Origin of the sequence: Campylobacter sp. W0066.1 (assembly GCF_024723635.1) — a bacterium.
Classification (GTDB): domain Bacteria; phylum Campylobacterota; class Campylobacteria; order Campylobacterales; family Campylobacteraceae; genus Campylobacter_D; species Campylobacter_D lari_C.
This window is the reverse complement of the sequence record NZ_JANQCW010000015.1, coordinates 1-24418: the sequence shown is the minus strand read 5'-3', so window position 1 is coordinate 24418 and position 24418 is coordinate 1. Positions and strand designations below refer to the sequence as shown.

Annotated in this window: 23 protein-coding genes and 1 other RNA gene; 7 read left to right on the top strand and 17 right to left on the bottom strand. The window is 29.9% G+C overall.

What is annotated here, in order from left to right; translation table 11 throughout:
* Positions 1–77: 77 nt before the first annotated feature.
* Entirely contained in the window at positions 78–1301 is a 1224-nt protein-coding gene (locus CAMP18497_RS06425; RefSeq protein WP_263677509.1) for an HD domain-containing protein, read from the top strand.
* A 4-nt stretch (positions 1302–1305) separates the two neighbouring features.
* On the opposite strand, the gene ffs is transcribed toward CAMP18497_RS06425, so the two are convergent.
* Positions 1306–1403, bottom strand: an RNA gene (gene ffs / locus CAMP18497_RS06420) — signal recognition particle sRNA small type.
* A 52-nt stretch (positions 1404–1455) separates the two neighbouring features.
* Between ffs and CAMP18497_RS06415 the strand changes: the two genes are divergently transcribed.
* The gene (locus CAMP18497_RS06415; protein ID WP_337213259.1) at positions 1456–1899 is read left to right on the top strand and encodes a hypothetical protein; all 444 of its coding nucleotides are present in this window, start codon (positions 1456–1458) and stop codon (positions 1897–1899) included.
* A gap of 10 nt (positions 1900–1909) precedes the next feature.
* Here CAMP18497_RS06415 and CAMP18497_RS06410 read toward each other — a convergent pair whose 3' ends face one another.
* The 4 genes from CAMP18497_RS06410 to CAMP18497_RS06390 are packed head-to-tail and all read right to left on the bottom strand — an operon-like array spanning position 1910 to position 6620.
* Positions 1910–3535 (bottom strand): flagellar hook protein FlgE, encoded by a 1626-nt coding sequence (locus tag CAMP18497_RS06410; protein WP_337213257.1) that lies wholly within the window; start codon positions 3533–3535, stop codon positions 1910–1912.
* 4 nt (positions 3536–3539) lie between these two features.
* Positions 3540–4547: a flagellar hook capping FlgD N-terminal domain-containing protein gene (locus CAMP18497_RS08340; RefSeq protein WP_412175268.1), complete on the bottom strand. Its 1008-nt coding sequence runs from the start codon at positions 4545–4547 to the stop codon at positions 3540–3542.
* Between the two features lie 51 nt (positions 4548–4598).
* The gene (gene fliK / locus CAMP18497_RS06395; protein WP_337213255.1) at positions 4599–6278 is read right to left on the bottom strand and encodes a flagellar hook-length control protein FliK; all 1680 of its coding nucleotides are present in this window, start codon (positions 6276–6278) and stop codon (positions 4599–4601) included.
* A gap of 3 nt (positions 6279–6281) precedes the next feature.
* A complete protein-coding gene (locus tag CAMP18497_RS06390) occupies positions 6282–6620 on the bottom strand; it encodes a hypothetical protein (RefSeq protein ID WP_039619431.1) in 339 nt (112 codons plus the stop codon).
* A 127-nt stretch (positions 6621–6747) separates the two neighbouring features.
* On the opposite strand from CAMP18497_RS06390, the gene typA reads away from it, so the two are divergent.
* Positions 6748–8556: a translational GTPase TypA gene (gene typA / locus CAMP18497_RS06385; RefSeq protein ID WP_039629177.1), complete on the top strand. Its 1809-nt coding sequence runs from the start codon at positions 6748–6750 to the stop codon at positions 8554–8556.
* Positions 8556–9188 (top strand): poly(A) polymerase, encoded by a 633-nt coding sequence (locus CAMP18497_RS06380; protein ID WP_337213253.1) that lies wholly within the window; start codon positions 8556–8558, stop codon positions 9186–9188. Before typA ends, CAMP18497_RS06380 begins: the two co-directional genes overlap by 1 nt.
* Before the next feature lie 11 nt (positions 9189–9199).
* Here CAMP18497_RS06380 and CAMP18497_RS06375 read toward each other — a convergent pair whose 3' ends face one another.
* From CAMP18497_RS06375 to CAMP18497_RS06330, 10 genes are all read right to left on the bottom strand, one after another.
* Positions 9200–9940 (bottom strand): carbonic anhydrase family protein, encoded by a 741-nt coding sequence (locus tag CAMP18497_RS06375; RefSeq protein WP_337213251.1) that lies wholly within the window; start codon positions 9938–9940, stop codon positions 9200–9202.
* A gap of 105 nt (positions 9941–10045) precedes the next feature.
* A complete protein-coding gene (locus CAMP18497_RS06370) occupies positions 10046–10675 on the bottom strand; it encodes a protein-L-isoaspartate(D-aspartate) O-methyltransferase (RefSeq protein ID WP_263664091.1) in 630 nt (209 codons plus the stop codon).
* Between the two features lie 90 nt (positions 10676–10765).
* Complete coding sequence (dsbI, locus tag CAMP18497_RS06365) at positions 10766–12283, bottom strand: disulfide bond formation protein DsbI (RefSeq protein ID WP_263692707.1); 1518 nt, start codon at positions 12281–12283, stop codon at positions 10766–10768.
* Positions 12284–12293: 10 nt separating this feature from the next.
* A complete protein-coding gene (dba, locus tag CAMP18497_RS06360) occupies positions 12294–12461 on the bottom strand; it encodes a disulfide bond formation protein Dba (RefSeq protein WP_039619427.1) in 168 nt (55 codons plus the stop codon).
* A 123-nt stretch (positions 12462–12584) separates the two neighbouring features.
* A complete protein-coding gene (locus CAMP18497_RS06355) occupies positions 12585–13607 on the bottom strand; it encodes a ribonucleotide-diphosphate reductase subunit beta (RefSeq protein ID WP_173786944.1) in 1023 nt (340 codons plus the stop codon).
* A complete protein-coding gene (locus CAMP18497_RS06350; protein ID WP_337213248.1) occupies positions 13604–14020 on the bottom strand; it encodes an RDD family protein in 417 nt (138 codons plus the stop codon). The genes CAMP18497_RS06355 and CAMP18497_RS06350 overlap by 4 nt, the downstream gene beginning before the upstream one ends.
* Positions 14020–14628 (bottom strand): orotate phosphoribosyltransferase, encoded by a 609-nt coding sequence (pyrE, locus tag CAMP18497_RS06345; RefSeq protein ID WP_337213246.1) that lies wholly within the window; start codon positions 14626–14628, stop codon positions 14020–14022. Before pyrE ends, CAMP18497_RS06350 begins: the two co-directional genes overlap by 1 nt.
* 2 nt (positions 14629–14630) lie before the next feature.
* On the bottom strand, positions 14631–15188 hold the full coding sequence (gene frr, locus CAMP18497_RS06340) for a ribosome recycling factor (RefSeq protein WP_263677499.1): 558 nt from the start codon (positions 15186–15188) through the stop codon (positions 14631–14633).
* A 12-nt stretch (positions 15189–15200) separates the two neighbouring features.
* A complete protein-coding gene (secG, locus tag CAMP18497_RS06335; protein ID WP_133319019.1) occupies positions 15201–15545 on the bottom strand; it encodes a preprotein translocase subunit SecG in 345 nt (114 codons plus the stop codon).
* A 102-nt stretch (positions 15546–15647) separates the two neighbouring features.
* Positions 15648–16349 (bottom strand): Bax inhibitor-1/YccA family protein, encoded by a 702-nt coding sequence (locus CAMP18497_RS06330; protein ID WP_039619421.1) that lies wholly within the window; start codon positions 16347–16349, stop codon positions 15648–15650.
* Positions 16350–16507: 158 nt separating this feature from the next.
* Between CAMP18497_RS06330 and CAMP18497_RS06325 the strand changes: the two genes are divergently transcribed.
* Together CAMP18497_RS06325 and CAMP18497_RS06320 are read left to right on the top strand one after the other, a co-directional pair.
* Complete coding sequence (locus CAMP18497_RS06325) at positions 16508–17146, top strand: carbonic anhydrase (RefSeq protein ID WP_337213244.1); 639 nt, start codon at positions 16508–16510, stop codon at positions 17144–17146.
* Complete coding sequence (locus CAMP18497_RS06320) at positions 17143–19014, top strand: mechanosensitive ion channel family protein (protein ID WP_337213242.1); 1872 nt, start codon at positions 17143–17145, stop codon at positions 19012–19014. The genes CAMP18497_RS06325 and CAMP18497_RS06320 overlap by 4 nt, the downstream gene beginning before the upstream one ends.
* Here the strand turns inward: CAMP18497_RS06320 and CAMP18497_RS06315 are convergent.
* The gene (locus CAMP18497_RS06315; protein WP_337213241.1) at positions 19011–19325 is read right to left on the bottom strand and encodes a hypothetical protein; all 315 of its coding nucleotides are present in this window, start codon (positions 19323–19325) and stop codon (positions 19011–19013) included. The two genes, CAMP18497_RS06320 and CAMP18497_RS06315, sit on opposite strands and share 4 nt — an antisense overlap.
* 31 nt (positions 19326–19356) lie before the next feature.
* Positions 19357–19719 carry a hypothetical protein gene (locus tag CAMP18497_RS06310; RefSeq protein ID WP_263677494.1) on the bottom strand — a complete coding sequence of 121 codons (363 nt, stop codon included), beginning with the start codon at positions 19717–19719 and terminating at the stop codon, positions 19357–19359.
* Positions 19720–19791: 72 nt separating this feature from the next.
* Between CAMP18497_RS06310 and CAMP18497_RS06305 the strand changes: the two genes are divergently transcribed.
* Positions 19792–24418 (top strand): MG2 domain-containing protein (locus CAMP18497_RS06305; protein ID WP_337213238.1); only part of this gene is annotated, 4627 nt, incomplete at its 3' end.

Sequence of the window (24418 nt, the reverse complement as noted above, 5' to 3'; positions counted from 1 at the left end):
CATTAAATCATAATATCAAAATAAAATTTGCTAAAGATTATAAAATAAAGTAAAATCACAGCAAAAAAAGGAAATAAATGATTAGTGTAGAATTAATAGAGCATATTTTTAAAGCTGCTTCTATATCAAGGTGGAATGATTATCCTAGAATGACAAATTTAGTCGAGCTTGATAAGCAAGCACATAAATTTATCATTGCTTATTTCATTGCTAAAATGGAAAAAGATGTCAATATGCGCTTTATCATAGAAGCGGGGATTTTTGAGTTTTTAAGTAGGGTAGTAGTGACTGATATACGCCCTGATGTGTACCATGAAATAACGCGTGCAAAAAATGAGCAGGTAAGTGCTTGGGTGTTAAGTAAAATCGCACCGATGATTCAAGATATTGAAAATAGTGAGTTTTTAAAACGCTATGAGCTTTTTTTACAAGGTAAAGATTATGCGAAAGAAAGGCTTATTTTAAAAGCTGCTTCGTATTTTGCGACAAGGTGGGAGTTTAATATAGTTTATCAAACTAGCTCGTTTTTAAGTGATATCGATGAGATTAAGGCTAAGGTTGAAGAAGAATTAGAAGATTATTATGAATTAATCGGAGCAAGAAAAATAGCTCTTAATCAAAAAATTTCTAAAATAATCGATCTAAGCGGGCGTTTGCGTTTTCAAAAAAGATGGGCGCAAACTCCAAGGATTCCAGAAACTGCAGTTTTAGGACATATGCTTGTGGTGGCTATTTTGTCTTATTTTTATTCTTTAGAAGTAAAAGCATGTGATGGTAGAATAGAAAGTAATTTTTATTGTGCTTTGTTTCATGATTTGCCTGAAAGTTTAACTAGAGATATCATCTCTCCGGTAAAATATGGCATAGATGGTTTAAATGAAATCATCAATGAATATGAAATGAAGCTTATTAATGAGAAAATTTTACCTTTTATACCACTATCTTTTAGAGAAGAATTTAGCTATATACTTGGTATTAGAGAAGGACAAAATGAAGAAAGTGCCTTTGTAAAAAATGAATTTGAAAATCGTATTTTCAATAACAAGCCAAGTGTTTATAGTGGTAGTTTAGATGCAGTGAATGAGGATCGTTTTAAGGCTATTGATGGAAAGGCTTTGAAGTATTGTGATAAGCTAGCAGCTTTTATAGAAGCAGCTTTGTCAATTAGCTATGGAGTAAAGTCTAAAGAGCTTGAAAGTGGTTTTGTGGGAATGTATGAATATTTTAAAACAAATCCGACTATTAATGGGGTAAATTTCTTTAGAATTTGTGAGGATATTAAAGGGTATTTTAAACTTTAAAAACCCTCTCCCAGATGACTGCGGCACACACTAAGTCTAAGTGCTCTGCTGTGTTCCCACCCTGAAGCGGTGCTTAAAAATAGCATTGCACAGGTCTAAGAGAAGGCAGTTGAAATAATATCTTAAAATATCTTAAAAAACATTGAGGTGAAGTATGTTGAGTATATTTGCAAACTTTTTATCTAAATTTAGAGAATTTTTTGTTCCTAGTCATTTGTCTTTAGAATTTAGAGCAAAATCTTTTGCTGCTATTATCGTGGCAAATAAGACTATAAAAGCAGAAATTTGGCAAGTTTTGGCTGATATTGCAAATGAAGTTTATCCAAATGATAAAAGCAGACAAGCTATCTTAGTACAAACTTCCAAAGAATACGTAGATAGAGTTTTAAAAAATGAGCTTAGTTTAGATGCTTTGCTTAAAAATATCGCCTTGCTTTTAAAGAAAAATCCAAGATATGCAAAAAAGATTAATTTCCATAGGCTTGAGCGCTTGATGGATAAAAATGAAGAAGAAGCTTTGGTACAACTTAGAGTTTATGAGTTTTTTGAGCAAGAAATAAAATATATTTTAGAAAAAAATTCAAAAGAACCATCATGAAAGGCTAAAATTAGCGTTTCATGTTGATTGCTTTTTGTATCATTTGATCAGCTGTTGTGATACTTTTACTGCTTGAATCGTAAGCTTTTTGTAAAGTGATTAAATTTGTAAAAGCTACTGATAAATCTACATTAGATTGTTCTAAATAAGAGCCTTTAAAAGTTGCTGTGCTGAAATTTCCATTAGCATCAAGCAAAAAGGTTGGATTGCCACTGTTGCTAGTTTGTCCATAAAGATTTTCTCCTAGCTTTTCTAAGCCTTGCTCGTTTGTAAAATTAAACAAAGCAAGTTTTGCCATAGCTATTTGATCGCCGTTAGTAAAAGTGGCTATGATAGTACCATCTGTGTTAATAGAATAATTATTCAAAAACCCCTCGCCTTTGCCATCTGTTTGTGTATGTACTGAAGGTTGTTTGTTTTGTAAGGCATGAAGTCCATCATAACCTGAATTTGGTATATTTGGATCATAATAAGAACCAAGATTTATATTAACTCTTGTACCGTTGTTATCTACTGAATTTAAGGTATTAGAAACTAAAGCTCCAGCTTCATTAAAGGTGATTAAACCCTCAGTAGTTCCACCTATTTTATTGCCATCATTATCATATACTTGAGCAACGGCTTTGTATTCTAAGTCTGTGCCATTTTGTGGTAAAACTCTATCTAATTTAACTCTTACCCAACTAATAGAACCATCAGGATTAATTAATTTTGCAGAAAGTTCTGTGCTATCAGCTACTTCTTTTTCTACACTTAAATGAGATGATTCTAATTTGGCTGTTTCTAAGTCTACTTTATCTAATTCTTGATTATCAATGCTAAAAGCTAAATTCTCATCTAAAGTAGCTTGTAATGTTTGACTAGCACCTTTTTCATCAGTAATTTTAAAATATATAGTATCGCCAGGTTTTAAGCCATAAATTTGCTCATCTTTTACACTACCTGAAATTTTTACACTACCATCTTCATTTTTACTAAATTCAAATTTAGAAGCATCTACATCTACATTTACAGCTTCTGTTTTGGTGCTTGTGTCTAAATTGCCACTCCAAGTGATATTTTGCGTCGGTTGAGGTGGCAAATAAAGATTTTTAGGTACAGAAATAGGTCCTTGAGTATTAACTCCACCCATTTGGAAATTCTGTCCAGGTGTTCCACTCCAAGCTGTGGTAACTTTTTGTCCCATAACTTGACCAAACATATTTGAAACTCTATCACTTAGTTGAATTTCTTTTAATGATGGGTTCATAGTTCCAAGCACATAATTTCCGTTTGAATCTACTAAAAAGCCATTTGCATCAGGTTTAAAAGCACCATTTCTAGTATAATAAACTCCATTGCCATTACTTACACCAAAAAAGCCTTTTCCGGCAATAGCCACATCAAATTCATTGTCAGTAGAAACTAATGGTCCTTGTTCAAAAATATCATTAGTAGCTCCTGCTACACTACCATAACCAGTTTGACCTTTATTATATGATTGCGTTGTTATGGTGCTATAAAATACATCTTTGAAAGCTACATCAGAGTATTTAAAACCGACTGTATTGACATTGCTTATATTATGAGCAGTATTATCTATACCATAACTTTGGGATTTTACTCCATTTACCCCATTATAAAATGCTGTAAACATGATTTTATCCTGTAATTTCTTTAATATCTTCCCATTTAACCCAGCTACCGCCCATACCAACTAGAGCTTCGCCATCTTCAAATTTAACACCGGTAATCGGGTATGCGCCGTAAGTTGAGTTTACTGTCGTTCCATCTTCGCCTATATAGCTTGCTCTTACATAGTATTTGCCAGATGGTACAGGATTTCCACTATCATCGGTTCTATCCCAAACAATTTGTTTCATACCAGCAGTCATATCTTTAACTTTCATTGTTCTTACAGGATCGCCTGCTTCATTATAAATAGTAAATGTTACAGGTTCACTATCTGATTTATAAGCTGAATCAATCTTAGCTGTTTTGATATCAACGCTTGGAGTATGTCCTATAACCTTAAAGGTTTGATCTTCTCCAACTACTGCTTTAACAGTTTCTTCTTGGCCTTTATCATCAACTAATTTTACATATATAGTTTCTCCAGGTCCTGCTATTTCTTTATCTACCTTACCTGTGATATCTAGTTTATCTTCACCATTTTTCTTAAGTTCAAAACCTTCAATATCAATATCAGTCTTTTTACCTTTTTGTGGTTCTTGTGGTAAATACATATTAATTTGAAATTGTATATCATCATCTGCCACTACAAGATAATTATCCTTAACCGTTGCAAGTTTTCCAACCGCAGCTAATGCACTCATGCCAGTACTTGCTGCAATAGAATTTTGTAATTTAGTCATTGCTACTACAAGCTGAGTCATAGTTTTATTAGTATTATCTTGCATTTCAAGTGCTGAAAGTTGTGCTGTTTGAGTAAGCATTTTTTCAGTATCCATAGGATCAGTTGGATCTTGATGTTGAAGTTCTATCAAAAGAAGCTTTAAAAATGCATCCTTGTCAAGCTCTGCTCCAGGGTTATAAATCAACCCACTATCGCCTTCCCCAGCTCTAGCATTTCCTTTAGCATTTGGCATATCTTTGGTGTTAAGTGCTGCTAAAGGACCTTGAAGAGTTTGTGTATTTATATTTGACATAAAAATCCTTTTTTATATGTTTTTAAAGCTTAAAGCAAAAAATATTCCATACTAAAAATATTTAGCTAAAACCATCTCTAAGCTTGGTTTTTCTTGAATTTCTTTTTCAAAATTCACCTTATCTTCTTTGTTATTATTGTTTTTTTGTTTTTGTGGATTATTTTGCTCTTTTCTTTCTTGGTTGTTAAAATTCATTTCTAAATTTGTAAATCCCATATTTACAAGAGCATTTTTAAACTCAGCTTGATGTTGTATGAAAAGATTTAAAGTATTTTGATTAGAATTAAAGCTGATGTTTAGATTAGATCCTCTTTGGACTAAAGTTACTTCTACTTCTCCAAGATTGTGCGGGTTTAGAGTTATACTAAAGCGTGTTATAGGCGCTTTATAACTTTCTAGTTTTTCTTTAAATTCTTGAGCAAAATCATTGAAAGTTTCTTTCATAGGAATATTTTGATTTTTTACAAAATTATTAGAAACTCTATTCATTTCTTTCACGTAAGAATTTAAATTTTCCTCGCTATGATCTTTTTCATCTTTTATAACTTCTTTAGCGCTTTTAAAAATATCACTAAAACTGTCTGTGTTTTGAGTATTTTTGTCTGTTTTTAATTGTTTGTCTTGAGTGTTTAGTAAATTTTCTAAGTTAATTTTCAAATCTTGATTTTGATTTTGTAAATTTTGGATATTTTTTGTATTTGTTAGTTCGGTTTTTAAATCTTTTGAATTTTCTAAAACAGAATTTATTTTTTTACTAAAATTATCTTCGCTAGTAGTTAATTTTTCATTTTTTAATATTTCTTTAAAATCTATCTTTTCTTTGTTTTTAATTTCTTTTTTTAAGTTTGGATTTTGAGTTAGATTGATAAGCTCAATATCATTTAGTTTATCATTTTTACTAATATTTTTTATATTTTTTGTGTCTTTGATTTCTTTGTTATCTTGAATTTTTTCTACTAGTTTTTCTTTAAAATCTATGTTTTGAATATTTTCTTTTGCTTTTACATCTTTTTTTGGAAGTTCTATATTTTTTAAAGCAGAAGAAAGCAAAGAAACACCTTCATTTTCTTTGCTTTTTGCATTTTTGCTTGTATTTGGCTCTTCTTTTAAAAGTTTGGTAATTTTTTGATTGATTAAATCTTGAAAAACATTAGTATTGTTTTGTTTTTGTGGTTCAATTAAGTCTTTATTATTTAAATTTGGTGTTTTAAAAAAACCTTTTTTGTCAAGATTTGGAAAGGCTTCTTTTAAATCTTTAATTTGCTCAAATTTTATATTTTTGATATTTAATCCAAGCTCTTTTGCTATATTAAAAAGCTCATTAATATTTTTGATATTTTTTAGCTTGTGCAAGTTTTTTTCAAGAGCTAAAATAGCAGTATTATCTTGGACAAGTTTATTTAATTTTACATCCTTGCTATCGCTTTGTAAAACCTCTAATAAAGAAAGAATTTGCATAAAACTTGCACCTTCAAAAAGCTTTATAGCATCTTTTTCATCTAGTTGAGCTTTATCATCAATGGCTTCTTTTAAGCTTTCATTTTTATTTTCTTTTTGTGGTGCTTTAAAGTCTTTTGGTAAACTTCCATCTTTTTCATTTATTGCTTGCAATAAGGAATTTAAAAATTCCTCTCCATCGCTTTGTGAATTAGTACTTTCTTTGCTAGGATTTTCATTTTGTGGAGCGATGCTTAGTAAATTTAAAGCATCGCCTGCTTGGATATTTGACATTAATTAACCTACTAAAAAATTATTTTTTGCTAAATTTGGAAATAAATTTTGTAATTGTGCTGCACAATCAAGTTTTAAATTTTCATGAGAAAGATTAAAGTTTTTAAATATTACTAACAATTCTTCTATATTTTTAGCATTTAAAACTGCATTTTCATTATGAGCATCATCTAAAATTTCACTTACTTTGCTTGAAAGCTTTGCATAGTTTAGTTCTTTTTCTTCGTTTGAATTTACAACTTCTAAATAATTTAAAAGTTCCATAAAATGCTTACTATTTAAAACTGAAGTTCCTTGTTTTTCTAAGTTAGCGTTAAAGATTTGAGTATTTAGGTTTGACATATTTTTCTCCTTAAAAATAATTCTTATCCAAGACAAAAGCAACAAGTGTTCCAATTTACTAATCTTAATTTTTAAGCATTTTTTTTATATAATATTAGATTTTAAATTTAAGACTTTGGAGAAAAACTTGGATAATATTAGAAATATAGCCGTTATAGCTCACGTTGACCATGGAAAAACAACAATGGTAGATGAGCTTTTAAAGCAATCAGGAACTTTTAGCGAGCGTGAGCAAATAGCAGAGCGCGTAATGGATAGCAACGATATAGAAAAAGAAAGAGGTATTACTATACTTTCTAAAAATACTGCTATTAATTATAAAGGCACCAAAATAAACATCATAGACACTCCAGGCCATGCTGATTTTGGTGGTGAAGTTGAGCGTGTGTTAAAAATGGTTGATGGAGTTTTGCTTTTAGTTGATGCGCAAGAAGGGGTTATGCCTCAAACTAAATTTGTGGTAAAAAAGGCTTTATCTTTAGGGCTTAAACCTATTGTTGTTATTAATAAAATCGACAAACCAGCTGCTGATCCTGAAAGAGTAATCAATGAAATTTTTGATCTTTTCGTGGCTTTAGAGGCAAATGATGAGCAACTTGATTTTGCAGTAGTATATGCAGCTGCTAAAAATGGTTATGCAAAACTTGCACTTGAAGATGAAAGCACTAATATGGAGCCATTGTTTAAGACTATACTTGAGCGCGTACCTGCTCCAAGCGGTAGCGATGAAAACCCTTTACAGCTTCAAGTTTTTACTCTAGGTTATGATAATTTCGTTGGTAAAATAGGAATTGCAAGAATTTTTAATGGTAAAGTAAAGAAAAATCAAAATGTAATGCTTGCTAAGGCAGATGGTTCTAAAATCAATGGAAGAATTTCAAAACTTATTGGTTTTATGGGTCTAGAAAAAATGGATATTGAAGAAGCAGGGACAGGCGATATTGTAGCGATTGCAGGTTTTGAAGCTTTAGATGTGGGAGATAGTGTGGTAGATCCAAACAACCCTATGCCACTTGATCCTTTACATATAGAAGAACCAACTTTAAGTATAGTATTTTCAGTAAATGATGGTCCTTTAGCAGGTACTGAAGGTAAACATGTAACTTCAAATAAAATCGCAGAACGCTTAGAAGCGGAAATGAAAACTAATATTGCTATGAAATATGAAAGTACAGGTGAGGGTAAATTTAAAGTAAGCGGAAGAGGCGAACTTCAAATAACTATCTTGGCTGAAAATATGCGTAGAGAAGGCTTTGAGTTTTGTATGGGAAGACCTGAAGTTATCGTTAAGGTAGAAGATGGGGTTAAAACAGAGCCATTTGAGCATTTAGTGATTGATGTGCCTGATGATTTTACCGGGGTTGTGATTGAAAAACTAGGTAAAAGAAAAGCTGAAATGAAAACTATGACACCAACTGGAGATGGTCAAACAAGACTTGAGTTTGAAATTCCTGCGCGTGGGCTTATAGGATTTAGATCACAATTTTTAACAGATACTAAAGGCGAGGGTGTTATGAACCATAGCTTTTTAGAGTTTCGTCCATTTAGCGGGGCAGTTGAAAAAAGAAATAATGGTGCGTTAATTTCTATGGAAAATGGTGTTGCACTAGGATATTCTTTATTTAATTTGCAAGATAGAGGGGTATTGTTTATCGATCCTCAAACAAAAGTATATACAGGTATGATTATAGGTGAGCATTCGCGTCCAAATGATTTAGATGTTAATCCGATTAAAGGTAAAAATTTAACGAATGTTAGAGCAAGTGGAAGTGATGATGCAATTAAGCTTGTGCCACCTAGAAAATTAAGCCTTGAAAGAGCATTAGAATGGATAGAAGAAGATGAGCTTGTAGAGGTTACTCCACAAAATATTAGAGTTAGAAAAAGATATCTTGATCCTACTCAAAGAAAAAGAATGGAAAAGGCTAAGTCTTAATGGATTTTGAAGCCATAAGACAAGCTTTAAATAAAAGACTCAAAGCTTTGCAAATTTTAGCATTTGCTGAAGCTTTGGTTATATTTTTTCTTGCTTTTCAATTTAGCAAGGATGTGATTATAGCTTTGTTTTTTGCTGTTTTAGCAGGAGTTTTGTTTTTTAGAATTTTAGGAAGAAAGCTTATGTGGGGACGCAATGAGCTTGTATTTAAAATGTGTGAGGAATTTTTAAAACAAAACAATGCTAAATTTCATAAACAAGGCTTCGATCAAAAAGATTTTGAAAAAATTGCTTTTGATTTTTCTTTAAAAACTTATCATTCTCAAAATTCTTTTATTTTTGATGATTTTATTCTTTATGATGTGAAATTTAAAGATGAATTTGGGAATTTCTTTTGTGGAATTTTGCTTTATAGTAAGAAATTAAAAGAAGATATTAACTCAAATGAAAGTATTTTTGAAAAAGTAAAGGATAAAGAATTTTCTACACAAAGAGTTTTGAAAAAAGATGATTATTTGCTCATATCAAGTTTGAAAAATCCTTTTTTTGCTGATTTAAAAATTTCAAGCGAGTTAAATTTTAAACTTTTTAGAGCTAATTTAGAAAAAATTCAAGCTTTTATACATGATTAAGTTTAGCTTACTTAATCATTTTGTTCTAAATTATTAATTTCTTGTATTTTTAAATTCTCATTTTTTCCCATTAAATTTTGTATGGTTTGGATTTGCTCTTTAGAGGCATAGCTTATATCTTTTAAAACTATCCAAGTGATTTTTTGATTACAAGGCTTGTTGAGTTTATTTTTAAAGATATAAAAAGATTGAAGATTGTTTGGCAATAACTCATTAGCACTTAAGCCTTGAACATAAAGTTTATCGCCTTCTTTTTTAGGAAAAGCACGAATGATTTTTTTAATAAAAGAATTTTCCGCACCTTCTTGTAAAAATAATGCAACAACTACTATATCGCCTTTTTGACTTACATGACTAAAATGAATTTCTAAAGGATAAGATTTTTTATCAATAGAAATTTTTGATGGACTATGGAAGTGAAAATGAGATAAATTATAAGCTGTATTATCTAGCATGATATGGCTTCCATTGCTTGCAAAATGCATTTTTATGGTATAACCATCATTTATTAAGCCAAAAGAATCATTTGAGTAGTTAAATTCTAAAGAATGATTTTTGTTTGTAGCCTTTTTACTGTTTATATTGATAAAATCTTGATTTAAACCACTTTCACAATAAATCCAGTTTTTATCTAAATTTTTCCATTTGTCTTTGTCTATGAAATTTCCATGTGAGGCATTTTGAGGCATTTGCTCATAGGCAAAAAGCATGCTAGTGGTAAATAAACCAAAAAGTATTTTTTTAAAACTCATAATATTCCTTTTTTAGCATAATTATAAAAAAACATCCCCTATAAAAAGCTTATGTTTAAAAATAATTATATTAAAATTAAATATTTATCTTAAAAATTAGCAAGATTATTCTTTACCATCTTTAATAGGCACAAAAAGGCATTCATCTAAAACTTCTTTGCTAATCTCGCCATCTTTTTTTGTAAATTTAGTGATGAATTGTTGATTTCCTATGAGTAAAGGAGCTACTAAAATTCCATTGTTTTCAAGTTGATCAAATAATACATTTGGAATATGCTCTATATAAGCTGAGAGTAAAATTCTATCATAAGGTGCATAATTTTTCCAACCATTTTGCCCATCATCAAATTTTACATGAATATTAGCATAGTTTAGTTTTTTAAATTTTTCTATAGCGCTAATTGCAAGTTTTTCAATGCGCTCTATGGTAAAAACTCTTCTAATAAGCTTACTTAAAATCGCAGCTTGATACCCGCTACCACAACCTATTTCTAAAACACTATCAGCATCTTTAAAATCAAGCGCCATAGTCATTTTAGCCACGGTTAAAGGCGAGCTTATCCATTGATTGCCCATTAAAGGAAGCGCATCAAGTCTATAAGCATGCATTTTTAAAGGTGAGAAAATTTCTCTTGGAGTAGAACAAAAAGCTTCAAATAATTCTTCATTGATGAAAGTATTTTTGCGAATTTCTTCTGCCATGGTTTGGCATTGTTTTTGTTCAAATATATGAATCAATAAGCACTCCTTGATAAAAAGCGTTATTTTATCTTAAATTTTATTTATCTAGCTTTAAAATCCTTAAGGCGTAAAAACGCCTTAAGATTAATCAAGTGTATAAAGGATGTTTGATCCATCTTGATAAGATAAGATGTGCATTTTGCCATCTTTAAAGAATAAGCTTCTTGCATTAGTTATATTTTCTGGATAAGAAATAGTTTTTACAACTTCTTCTTTATCTAGATCAATTACAGCAATAACATTATGTTTTTTACTTAATGCATAAATTTTACCATCTTTAAATGCCATTGAAGTTATATAAAGATCGCCTAAAGTTTTTCCTTCTTTTAAGTTAGCTTTAGGAGTAAATTCAGCTGAAAGAACTCTATCTGCTAAAGAAATTTTAGAAATTACAAAAGTTTTTGCGTCTTTATTGTTTGGAACAGTTGCTGTGTACATATATTTTCCATCGGTAGTTGTACTTAAGATATGGTGGAATTTAGCTCTAACTGTATCAATTCTACCACGACCCAAATCCTTGCCAGTCCCTTCAAATTTATCTGCACCTTTCATAAAATGTGCATATTGTAAAGCATCATCTGCGTTAGGATTTTGAGCAAATCTTAAGAAAGATTTATTAGAACCCATTAAGATGTATTTGTTATCTAAATAAGGGATAATTCCTACGATAGGGTTGATTGTAGCTGAAAAATATGGATCTAAAACAAAATCAACTTTAGTGCTAAAATTATTATCTAGGAAAAATACTTCCCATTTTGAACTCGCAACATACTCTCCATTGATATAATCAAGTGTATTGATAGCTTTAGGGAATTCTATTTTGGTTTCGCTAGCTATTTTTAAGCTCTCATCGATATTTGCAAATGGAGCATTACTAATATTATTATCAAATTGAATACCTAGTTTCTCGCTAGCAGGCGCAAAAGCAAAATCAGGTTCTTTTACATCGCGTGCCCCAAGTATAGAGAAACTTTTCCAGCTTTTACTCCAACCTGAATCAGACCAAATGATGTATTTAGGATTTAAACTAAAACGAACTGGATCGCCTTGTCCGCTATATGGGATAGGACCAGTACTTACAAAAGCTTGGAATACATTTGAAGCTACGATAAAAGCAACAATAACCATAGCAGCTAAGTTAAATTTGGTTAGTTTTCTAAAGCTAGCCCCTTCCATTTCTTTTTCAAAAGAACCAAATTTTGGAGCAAAAGCAAAAATAACACCAAGCAATAAAACTACAGCCCAAAATACTACTTCAGCCCAAAAATAAGTATGTAAGCCAAAAATAGGTAAGCCAAAACCTTGATCAAGATCACGATGCGCATGCCAACTAACATGGTTGAATGATTGCCATAAACCAAAAGCAGTTGCGATTAAAAGGAAAGCTAAAAATTTACCTTTCACACCATAGCGCACAATAAATAAAGCCGCTACACCGATGAAAATCATTGATTCTCTTTGACCCCAACAAGAAGTACAAGGGCTATCACCTAGCATATAGCCAAAAATTAAGTTTGCAGTTCCAACAGGCATTAAGATAACTAAAAAGCCTGCTAAACACATTAAAAAGTAAAAGAATTTAGTTTTGTTAATATCACACATATTTGCCACCTTATAGATTCATTAGGCCTAAGATTGCGCCTGATTTGCGACCTAAATAGTCAAATACCATAATAGCCCATGAAATTACAAGTATAGAAAAAGCTAGTTTTTCTTTTTCTGGTTTAACTATCATGAGAACTATGGCGATAAAGATTAACAAAAGTTCTAAAAACTCCATAATTACTCCTTATAAATAAAATAAAAACCGCCGATTTTACTATATTAGAATAAATAAAAATAAAATATTAAATTAAAAAAGAGATTTGATTTAAAAAGTATAAAAAATGAGTAGTTTTGTGACTTAGAAGTCATCAAAACTTAAGCTTCCTTTGGAGTAATTTGTAACTTTGCTTTCAAAAAAATTACTCTTTTGATCATTAAATTTAGAAAAATCATCCACCCATTTAATAGGATGTTTTGCATTATAGATTTTATCAAGATTAATAGCAATTAGTCTTTGATCAACAAGATAATGAATATATTCTTCTATAATATCATCTGTAAAGCCCATGATTTGATTTTGAGTGATGTATTTACCCCATTTAATTTCAAGTTCGCCTGCTTTTTTAAACATATCATAGATTTTACTTACATTGGTATCATTAAATAAATCAGGTCTTTCTTTGCGTACAGAATTAATCATATTTTGAAATAATAACAAATGTGTAATCTCATCTCTTTGTATAAAGCGTATCATTTGTGCCGAACCTAGCATTTTTCCTGCGCGTGCTAAAGCATAAATAGCGGTAAAACCACTGTAAAAATACACCCCTTCTAAAATTTGATTTGCTACCATTGCAAGTAAAAGTTTATTATCATCCACTTCACCGGCTAGTTCTTCATAAATACTTGAAATGAAATCATTTTTTTCTCTTAAAGTTTCATCGTGTTTTTCCATTTCATAAATTAGGTCCGTATTTTCACAGATTGCTTCAACCATTACCGCATAAGATTTTGAGTGGTTTGCTTCCTCATAAGCTTGTCTTGCTAAAACTGCATTGATTTCAGGTGCTGTGATGTAAGGATTAATATTATCAGCAAGATTGTTTGTTTGAAAACTATCCATTGAGATAAGTTGAGACCAAACTAAATCATACATTCTTTTTTCTGCTACGGTTAGATTACAACGATAATCAAGCGCGTCTTTGGTTGTATCTACTTCTTTTGGAAACCAAGTATTTGCTTCCATTAAATCCCAAAGCTTTAAAGCCCAAGTGTATTTTGCTTTAGTAAAATTTAAAATCCCATGAGGATTACCATTAAATACTTTTCTATCATTTAAAGTTTCATTTGATTTTGGATTATAAATTCTTTTTCTATTCATTTTTCTACCTTTGTTACAATAACACTTTGGCTTAAAATATCATGCAAAGCCAAAGTATCTTTTCTTAAAAAACTTACCAAAAACCCAATCAATAAACCAAAACTTACGATAAAAATTATATAGCGTAAGAGTATTCTAAAAAAATTAAGTTTTTGGCCATTTTTAAGATCAATTAAATATAAATCATAAGCTTTAAGTCCAGGACTTTGGGCTTTTTTTGCTAAAAATAAGGCTTGTAAAAGCCCAAAAATTAAAGAACATAAAAAAATTATAAGTTGATTGTTTAAAAAGGCTTCTTTAGAGCCAAGTGTAAAATAAAATAAATATAAAACAGGTACATAAAGCAAAAATAGATCAATTAAAAAAGCTTTAAATCTTAAAAAGCGAGTAGCTATTTTTGCTTTAGTTTTCATTAGTTTCCACGACTACCAGGTTTGATAGCCTTGGTGCCTTTTTCACAAAGTGGACAAGCATTTGCTTCATAAATATCAAATTCAAAATTTCCTAGTGCAAAAAGTGGTAAATTTTCAGGCAATTTCGCGTTTTCTTTTCTTGGATTGTTTAAATTTTTTACCGCGCAAAAACCACGATTTGCTAAAGCTGCAAAGCCTACTACTTCCCCGCCTAAGCTTTCGATGATTTTTGCACTCTCAAGTGCAGAACCACCTGTTGTAATAATATCTTCACAAACGATAAATTTCTCGCCTTTTTTTACTTCAAAACCACGTCTAAGACTCATCACTCCTTCTACGCGCTCAGTGAAAATAAAGCGTTTATTGCAAGCTCTAGCAAGCTCATAACCTGCTAAAATTCCACCCAAAGCAGGAGAGCAAATGCTATCAAATTCAATATCAAAACTAGCAATAACTTTTGCAAGTTTATCACAAAGCTCACCTGCTAGTTTTGGATTTTCTAAAACTTTAGCGCTTTGAAGGTAAAACTCAGAGTGTTTTCCTGAGCTAAGCAAGAAATGTCCTTGTAGGTATGCTCCACAATCTTTATAAATTTGTTCTAAGTTCATTATCAAACCTTTAAAAGTTCTGCTTCTTTATTTTTAACTAATTCATCTACTTTTGCTGTGTAGCTATCAGTTTGTTTTTGGATTTCATCATAAGCCTTTTTAGCTTCATCTTCTGAAATTGCTTTATCTTTTTCTAGTTTTTTAACTGCATCATTTGCGTCTTTTCTAATGTTTCTAATGGCTACTTTAGCTTTCTCTCCCATAGCTTTGGCATTTTTAGCATTTTCTTCTCTTTGTTCTCTTGTCATAGGAGGGAAGAATAATTTTACACTTTCACCATCATTGTTTGGATTTACTCCTATGTTTGCTGCAGCTATAGCGCTTTCTATGGCTTTTAGCATTGATTTTTCCCAAGGAGTAATGCTAATAGTTGAAGCATCGGTTGCTAAAACTGTTGCTACTTGATTAAGCGGGGTTGCGCTACCATAATAATCAACATGAATATGATCAAGTATGTTGATATTTACTTTACCAGTTCTTATAGTAGTAAAATCTTTTTTTAAAGCTTCTAAGCTTTTATCTGATTGTTGTTTTTGTTTAGTATAAATTTCATTTAGCATGGTTTGTCCTTTTTATTTGCTAGTATTACTTTCGCTAATTGGGGCACTTGGTGCAACTGGAATGCTAGTTGTATTTGTTTCAGGTGCTTTTGGTAAAATTTGTTCTGCTTTTTCAGCAAGTGAGTTAGAGTTAGCATTATTATACATATAGCTAAGAGCGATTGTATTAGCAATAAGTAAAACACCCATTACAAAAGTAAATTTAGCTAAAAACCCCGCAGGACCCTTTGCTCCAAATAAACTTTCATTGCTTCCGCTATATGCTCCAAGTCCTATACTTGAGCTTTTTTGTAATAAAACCGCAATACAAATAATCACAACAATTGCAAATTGCAAAATAATTAAAAGAGTAGTCATGAATTTTCCTTATTGAAAATAAAATGAGTATTGTAACTTAAAAAGTTTGATAAAAACTTGAAAGAGGTAAAGAAAATTTGCGAGAAAAAATCTCGCAAATTTTTATCTGCTATTAAAGCTTCTTAAAATATTAAGAAGAGAGATGAAAAGGTTGATAAAATCAAGATAAAGTGCAACTGCGCCTTCGATTGGTGTTTCATAGTTTCCTCTAATGATGTTTTGAGTATCATAAAGGATATAAAAAGAAAATAAAATCGCACCAATACCAGAAATTGCTAAACTCACAAGTGAGCTTTGGAAAAATAGATTAATTAAAGAAGCTACTACGATAACGATTAAAGCTATAAAAAGCATTTTTCCCATCATAGTAAAATCTCTTTTTGTATTCATAGCAAATACACTTAAAGCACCAAAAGCTACTGTTGTTAAAGCAAAAGCTTGAGCGATGATGCTAGCCCCTGCAGGAAGTGCTAAAACTGAATATAAAAGTGGTGTTAAAGTAAGTCCTGAAACAAAAGTAAAGGCAAAAAGTAAAATTAAATTAAGCGGAGCTTCTCTTTTTTTCCATTGTAATGCAAACAATAAACCAATTTCAACAATAAATAAAATCCAAAAAGTTGCTTGAGATTGTGCAAATAAATGCGCTAAGGCAAAAATTCCTATATAAGCACCTGCTGTTGCAGCTAACAATGAAGCAGCAAAAAGCTGATAAGTTTGTTTTATAAAAATGCTTAAATCACTTCTAGCATAACCTTCAAATTCTTGAGTTTTAGAGTTAGAATAATCTCTATCATAAAGACTCATTAAAATCCTCCAATAATTTTTAAAACTAAAATTTACAAAAAAAAGATAAATGAAAGATTAAAACCACATAAAAATGCAACAAAAAATAAATTTATAGATTTATTTTAAGTAAAAATAATTTAGTATAATGTTTTATTAAAACCAAAAAAGGACTTTTCTTGAAAGACTTGATCGAAGGTGCTTTAAAATTTATGCAAGAAGATTTCAAAGAGCATGCAGAGCTTTTTGAAAGTTTAAAAAATAAACAAAATCCCCACACGCTTTTTATAGGTTGTGCTGATTCAAGAGTGATACCCAATTTAATCACTAATACAGGACCAGGGGAGCTTTTTGTCGTAAGAAATATAGGCAATATAGTCCCACCTTATAGAGTAGGAGATGATTTTTTAGCAACAACTTCAGCTATTGAGTATGCTTTTAATTCTTTACATATAAAAAATATTATAGTTTGCGGTCATAGTAATTGTGGTGGCTGTGCGGCTTTATATGCAAATGAAAGTGATTTAAAAAATATGCCTAATGTTAAAAAATGGCTTACTTTGCTTGAGCCTATAAAAAATAAAGTTTTAAAAGTTGCAGGTAGTGATTTGGCTATGCGTGCTTGGATGACTGAAAAAATGAATTTGGTAAATTCTTTGCAAAATTTATTAACTTATCCAGGTATTGAAGAGGCTTTAAATAAAAAAGAAATTGAACTCCATGCTTGGTATTACATCATAGAAACGGGTGAAATTTATGAATATGATTTTAATTTTGAAAATTTTGTTTTAATTCAAGAGAGGGTAAAAAAAGTATGAAAAAGATTATTAGTATCGTTTTATTTTTTTTATTTATTAATACCTTACATGCGCAAGAAAAAAATATTTTAGAGGATAAAAATAGCATTTTTGCCCTAGTGCAAAATTATATAGAGCTTAATTTACTTTTGGAAAGCTTTAAAAATAGTGATACAAATAGTAGCGAATTTCAAGATAATATTAAAGAAATAGAAAAACAAAAAACCGCGCTTTTAACCACTTTGCCTTTAAAAATGGTATCTCAAAAAATTGATGATAAAGAAGCAAAAGACTTTTTAAAAACTAAAAATGCTTTACAAAAAAGTGTTGAAAATGCTCAAGCTAAAAAAAGATATTATGATTATGTGGATAATAAAATCAAACTTTTAAATTTAACCTCTGCGGAGCATTTTTATTTATGTATTTTTGAATTAGAAAAAGTTTTTATCGAAGGAGCGCAAAGTCAGACTATAAGAAGTATTATTGATAAAAGTATTGATGTGCTTAAAGAAGATATGGTGTTTAATTTTACTTTAGATAAAGAAAAAATTAATGATATTGCTCAGCTTAGAACCTTAGAAATCAATGAAAATAATTTAAGAAATGCTATAAAATCTTATAATGAAATTTTAGTTTATCTAAGAAACAATGCTAGTTTGCTTGAGACTAACTTTTTATTTACAGGCTTGGGCTTGCAAAATGCAATTAATTATATTAACGAACAAACTTCTATTAGTAGTGTAAATGTTGGAAAAATAGTTATTTCTATCGCTGTAATTGTCTTTTTTTATTCTTTGAAGTTTTATCTAGCAAAGATTTTATATTTTATACTCATACGCTTGTTTGGAAAAAATTCAGCTAATATGGAGATAAAAACTCATTTTCTAGAAAAACTTCAAGGGCCAGTGGGTTGGTTTTTATTTGCTTATGCTATAGGAATTTGTTTTACTATTTTTTACTATCCTGCACCTGTTGATATAAGAATTAGTAATATTTTATCCATCGCTTATGTTATTTTAACCGCTTGGCTTGTGATAAATATCTTTGATAGTTATGGTATGGTGATTGTTGCAAAGCTTGCTGAAAAAAGTGGCAAACGCGAAGTGGTTAATTTAATCATTAAAATTTTATATTTTATCATTATAGTGATAGCTGTTTTATTTGTTTTAGCGCATTTAGGGTTTAATATTTCAGCATTGATTGCATCTTTAGGTATTGGTGGTTTGGCTGTGGCATTAGCAGCTAAGGATATTATCGCAAATTTCTTTGCTTCTGTGCTTTTGCTTTTTGATAATAGTTTTAATCAAGGCGATTGGGTGGAAATTTCAGGTATAGAAGGAACCATAGTAGAGATTGGACTTAGAAAAACCACCATTAGGACTTTTGATAATTCTTTAGTATTTTTACCAAACTCAACCATCATGGGAACAAATATAAAAAATTGGAGCAAAAGAAAAATAGGACGTCATGTAAAATTATTTATCGGTGTAACTTATGATGCAAGACCTGAGCAACTTGAACAATGCGTAGAAGATATAAGATATTTATTAGCAACTAGTCCTTTGATAGCCCAAGTTGATGATAGTGCGCTAAATCATGGTGGAACGCGTGCTAGATATAGACAAAATTTAGTTTCAGTAAATGACTTAGAAGGGTATAAAAATAGTACTTATGTGGCTGTGAGTGGTTTTGGTGCAAGTTCTATCGATATAGAAGTGTATTTTTATACTAAAGCAGTAGATGCTGCAGGTTTTAGAGAGGCAAGACAAAGTATTTTACTTGAGTTGATGAAAATTGTTGAAAGAAATAAACTTAGCTTTGCTTTTCCTTCACAAAGTCTTTATATAGAAAAAATCAATAAAGAAGACAAAGAAGAGTTATTATCTTAATAAGCTCTTCTTTGATCATCACATTCTACTATAATTTTTTCAGCAATAATAATACTTCCATTTTTACTACCTTTAATTTTAACAAGACTTCCTTTTTTTAAATCTTGTACATTAGCTTGTTTTTTATTGCTTCCAAAAATTCCACAACTATAAATATCAATGCGTGTTTGGGGTAAAACAGTGATGATTAAATTATTGTCAAAACTTGTTTGAATGCTTATTGTGTGAGCTGTGGTGTTTTTTAAGATACCTTGAACTTTATAGGCAAATGCAAAAGTGCTAATGCAAATTAATATAAGAAAAAAACGCATTAAAATAACTCCTTTTTAGGAGTTATTTTGCTTAATAAGCTCTTTTTTTGCATTCGATTTTGATTTCTTTGGCAGTTATATTTTGAACTTGATTTGGCGTTTGTGGATTTGGTGTTGTTTGAGCATAGCCATGGAAAACTTCAGCTTCTATAAAAGTTCCTACTTTTAAATCTCTAAAAGTACCATATTTATCCATACCAAAAATACCACAATCATCCATGTCAATTTCTGTATTTGGTAGAATTTTTACATTCATTTTTTGGCCATAAGTAGTGTCAATTAAAATAGTTTTTGCGCCATCATTTACATCTACAATTACCCCATAAATTCCATCTGCATAAGCAAGACTTGAAAGGCTTAAAGCCGTTAATAATGTAGCGATTTTCTTTTTCATTTTTTCTCCTTTATTTTTTATGCAAGAATTATATAATTTTTTGAGTGAAGCAAGAGTGAATTTAGATATAATTTGAAAAATTTACTAAATGAGGTTTATATGAGAAGATTTTTACATTGTTTTTTTACTTTTTTACTTGCAAGTTTATTGTTTGCTTGCTCTAAAAATGAGGATAAAAGTTCTGCTATAAGAGCTTATGGTTTTAATGAAAATACACAAAGTATTTTTGTAGAGTTTAATACTAATATTATTAATCAAGAAATAGGTGCTATAAAAGAAAGAGAGATTATTGTTAATAATCAAAAGACAAAAGTAAAATATGAGCTTGAAACGCCTACAAGATTAAATATTTTTACAGCTTTAAAAGCAAATCAAAAATACGATATTTTTATAGACTTAAATGATATTTTAGCAAATGAAAAAGTGCAATTAAAAGTCCAAACTCCTTTTGAAAAACTAGATATTAAAGGATATTTTCAAAATATTTCAAATGATGAGAGTGTATTAATTTTAAATATTCAAAGTTTTTATACTCTTAGTAAAGATGAATTGTTAAAAGCTATTAAGATTACTGCGCAAGAAAAAGAAATTCAAATAGATAAAATCATCATTCAAGGTGATATGGCAAGTGTGTATTCTAAAGCGCTGAGTATCAAAAATACTAATACTAATGTAAAAGTGGTTTTTAATAAAGACATTTTAGGCTTGGAAAACAATATAGATTTAGAATATATTTTGCTTGCAAAGAGCGAATTTGTTTTTCAAAATACAAATATAGTTAATAAAAACATAGAATTACTTTTTTCTCAAAACATTTCGCAAGATCAAAATTTAAAAGAATTGATTTTTATTACTCCTAAAGTAGATTTTAAAGCATTAGCTTTTGGAAATAAAATCAAACTTACAGGTGATTTTTCTCCAAATAAAACTTATGAAATTCAACTTGCTCAAGGGATTAAAAGTGCTGATGGAATTAGTACAAAAGAAAATTATAAAACTCAAGTAAGTTTAAAAGACTATGAGCCTGCTATAAGTTTTACAAATCAAGGGGTATTTTTATCTAGTAAGGCGAGTAAAAAAATAGCTTTTAAGAGTATGAATGTTAAAAAAGTTCGTTTGGAAGTTCATCAAGTATTTTCAAATAACTTAAGTGAATATTTAAGATATAAAAATCTTCAAGGTGCTAAAAATTTAAGCGATTATGATAGTGATATTTTTTCAGAGAGTGATTATACTAGTGAAATAGTGTTAAAAAAAGATTTTGATATAAAAAATATTAAAAATCAATGGCAAGAAAATGAGATCGTATTAGATGGTTTAAAAGATTTAAGCGGTGTGTTTATAGTCAAGCTTTATTTTAAAGAAGAAGAAGATGTTGATTATGTTTTTGATGAGGGAATGGAGAGTTGGAAAAAATATAGATTTTTTAACCAAAAAGCAAAAGTAAGTAAGAACTTAATTTTTTCAGATATAGCTTTGATTGCTCAAAATTTAAATAAAAAGCTTTTTGTAGATGTGAGAGATTTTACCACGCAAAAGGCTTTAGGTGGGGTTAAGGTTGATGTGATTAGTAAAAGCAATCAAGTTTTAGCTTCTAAGACAAGCGATGATAATGGTTTGGCTGTTTTTGATGATATTGATGAATCAAAAGCTTTATTTATCATTGCTTCAAAAGATAAACAAGCTTCTATCTTGCGCTTAAGTTCACCTTTATTATATGATGGTTTTGATGTTGATGGTTTTGATTTAACTTCTCAAAATAAAGTATTTATTTACACAGAAAGAGGGGTTTATAGACCAGGTGATGATATCTATTTAACTATGGTTGCAAGAAATGATAAAGGAGCTGTTAATCATCCTATATTTTTAAGTTTTTTTGATCCACGCAATAAAAAGCTTTTGGATAAAATCAAGCTTGAACCTTTGAGTAATGGAACTTTTTATAAAAAGATTTCACTCGATCAGCAAGCTTTAAGTGGAGTGTATTTAGCTAGGGTTGAATTTGCAAATATGGTTTTTGATAAAGAAATTTTAGTGCAAAATATAGTGCCAAATCGTATAAAAGTATCCATGCAAGCTCCAAAAAGTATAAAAGAAAATGAAAAATTAGATTTTAATATTAGCTCAAAATATCTTTTTGGAACACCAGCAAGTAATTTACAATATCAAGTTGATTTATTTGTAAGTAAAAAAGAATATAAAAATTCAAAATACCCAGAATACATTTTTTCAAATCCTAGTGTTTTGGTACAAAAATATCAAGATAATTTAAAAGGTATGTTAGATGAAAATGGCTTTACAAAGCAAGAATTTACTTTAAATGACTTTTTAAAAAATACCCCACATAATTTAGAAGCTAGCATAAGGGCTAGGGTTTTTGAAAAAGGTTCAAGGTTGGTTGAAGCACTTGTAAATTCACAAGTAATATTGCATGAGTATTTTGTAGGTATTAAGCGTTTAAAAAATCACTATTTAAGCTCAGGTTCTATTATCAATTTTGAAGCCATTGTAAGTGATTTAGATGAGAATTTGATAGCAAATAGGGAGATTAAATATACTATTTATGCAAATGATTATTCTTGGTGGTGGGATTATGATAATTATGATGATTTTTTAAAATCACTCAAAAAAGATAAAAACACACAAATCATTACTCAAGGAAGTATTTTAAGTAAGGATAAACCGGTTAAAATAGAATTTGATCCAAAAGAATACCATGGTGAAATGTTCATAGAACTTGAAGATGTACAAAGTAAAACAAGCACAGGAGAGTTTTTTTATATTAGTAGTTTTGGTGCGCCAAGTAATGCTGATATAGTGAGTTCTTTAAAAATAAAAAGTGATAAAAAAGAATACAAGCCAAATGAAACAGCTTTTATAGAATTTGAAAGTGTTAAGGGTGCAAAAGCTATTGTTACTTTAAATGATAATGCAAAGGTTTTAAAACGCTTTGTGATAGATACGCATGAAGATATTACAAAGGTTGAAATTCCTATTCTTAAAGAATATATGCCAAATGTTTATGCGAGCGTGATTTTACTTCAAGATTATGATCAATATACCAACGATAGAGCCTTAAGACTTTTTGGTGTGGTGCCTTTAAATGTAGTAGATGAGCAAAGTAAAATCGAGCTTGATTTAAAAGTACCGGATAAAATCATGCCAAAACAAGATTTTGAAGTAGAAATTCAAAGTAAAAACAAGCAAAGTTATACTTATACTGTCGCTATTGTAGATGAGGGCTTGCTTGATGTGAATGCTTTTAAAACTCCAGATATTTGGGGGTATTTTTACCAAAAAACACGCTTTAACATGAGTATATATGATACCTATGATAAAATCATTGCTAAAAATATTTCTAATGCTTCTAAGGTATTAACTACGGGTGGTGATGTTTTCTTAGAAAGTAGAGCAAATAAAAGCAAAAATGATGAAAAAGCAAGACGCTTTAAACCTGTTGTGTTGTTTCAAGAGCCAGTACAAAGTGATGAAAATGGTTATGCAAAATTAAAATTTAATATGCCATCATACTTAGGTTCGGTTAGAGTTATGGTAGTGGCAAACAACTTAGCAGGTTTTGGCAGTGCTTCTAAAGATATCCAAGTTAGCGCACCTGCTGTAATGCTTGAAACTTTGCCAAGGGCTTTAAGGCTTGATGATGAGTTTAAGCTTTTGGTGCAAGTATTTAAAGTAGATGATGATGTAAAAAATGCAAAACTTAAATTAAAAACAAAAAATTCACTCATAAATTTTGAAAATGATGAAATTTTAATTGATTTTGGTAATGAAAAAAGCAAAGATATTTATGTTAATGCAAAAGTAAATTCAAACAAGCTTGGAGTAGAAGAAATAGAGTTAAGTTTAAATGCAAAAGATTACACCTATACTCAAAATACGCAAATTGACATAAAAGCACTAAATACCATTACTTATGAGGGTAAATCTTTTAAAATTCCTGCAAATACTTCTATGGAGTTTAAAATCACACAAGATTATATTAATCCAGTGGCGTTTTTAAGTGTGAGTTCTAAGCTTATTTTAAATATAAATCATAGATTAAAATACTTGCAAAATTATCCTTATGGATGTATAGAGCAAAGCACTTCAGCAGTTTTACCACAACTTTTTTTACAAAAACTTGATCAAGGGGCAAATGAGCAAAAAAATATTAACAATATCAATGCATTGTTAAGTAAATACGCAAATTTTCAAACTGCTAATGGTGGCTTTGCTTATTGGCAAGGACTTAAAGATTCTGATGCTTGGGGAAGTAATTATGCGGGTATGTTTATGATTTTAGCCAAAGAAAGAGGTTATTATGTGAGTGAGGGAATGTTTAAAGCATGGCTTGATTATCAAAAACGCTATGTTTTAAAAGCTCAAACAAATAAAGAAATTAGAATAAATTCTTTATATCTTTTAGCTTTAGCTAAAGAGCCAAATTTAAGCATAATGAATGCTATTTATGAAGATAGTACTTATTTGCAAAGCTTAAATAATGTAAGTCTCTGGCAACTTAGCGCAGCTTATAAATTAGCAGGTTTTGATGAGGTAGCTTTAAATATAGCTAAAAATTTAAGCACAAAGCCTGATGGAAAAGCTAATTATACTCATACTTATGGATCTTTTCTAAGAGATGAAGCTATTATTGCAAATGCGTATAAAATAATCTATGGTAAAGATAATAATGAATTATTAG